The organism is Actinomadura rugatobispora, assembly GCF_042656285.1.
GTDB lineage: Bacteria > Actinomycetota > Actinomycetes > Streptosporangiales > Streptosporangiaceae > Spirillospora > Spirillospora rugatobispora.
This window is the reverse complement of the sequence record NZ_JBHSON010000258.1, coordinates 1-859: the sequence shown is the minus strand read 5'-3', so window position 1 is coordinate 859 and position 859 is coordinate 1. Positions and strand designations below refer to the sequence as shown.

Below are 859 nucleotides of genomic sequence, written 5' to 3'. Positions count from 1 at the left end.
TTTTGGTGGTCATACTGCCTCCGGTCAGCTTCGGGGTCGGCGTCGGACGGTGGCGCTCATCCGGTAGGCGGCGTAGGCCAGGACGAGTGCGGCGGCGGCCACGGGCAGCAGCGGCAGCCACCGTGACCACGGGGAGTCGTGTGGGGTGTCGGCGGCCCGTTTGTCAGCGGTGATGAAGGGGCCCTTGGCGATGGTGCCCGCCGTGGATCCGGGCGCCGAGGGAGCAGCCGTGCCCTGCTTGGAACCGCCCTGCTGGCCGGTGTTGGTGCTCTGTGCCTGGCCGGTGCACTCATAAAGCGGCGGAATGACTGGTCCGGGGGTTTCACGCGAGTAGAGCCGGCCATCAGGGGTGGGGACGCCGTTCCCGATGGAGATGAGCGGCCTGAGCCGGACGTAACTCCCCTCGGGTCGTTTCTCGATGAAGGAGTCGGTGGCGATGGGGAGTTGTTTGGCCAGCACGGTCAGAGCGTGGTCGAAATGCCGGGTGTTGGCCGGGGTGAACACCGGCGGCGCGGGTGCGCTCATTGCGTGGAGGATGCAGCGCAGGCCGGGGCGGGCGGCGGTGAGGAGGTTGTTGGTCTGGGTGACCATGGCGGGGCCGCGTTGCAGGATGCTGTCGAGGTCGTGGCGGGATTGTTTGAGGGTGTGGGTGAAGGCGGCCAGGTCGTTGATGCCGGTGCCGAGTTGGGGGGCGGTGGGGGCCAGGGTGGCGGTGAGGGCGGTGAGCTGGACGGCGAGGCTGTCGAGGGTGCCGGCGTTGTCGGCCAGGGTGCCGGCGAGCTGGTGGGTGTCGCCGATCAGGTCGCGCAGGGTGGTGCCGCGTCCTTCCAGTCCGTTGGACAGCTCGCGCAGCAGCGTG

At 69.5% G+C, this 859-nt stretch carries 1 protein-coding gene; it reads right to left on the bottom strand.

Annotation, left to right across the window (positions count from 1 at the left end; all coding sequences use genetic code 11):
* Window positions 1-24: 24 nt before the first annotated feature.
* On the bottom strand, window positions 25-859 hold an 835-nt coding region (locus ACFPZN_RS56205), incomplete at its 5' end, for an MCE family protein (protein WP_378293651.1).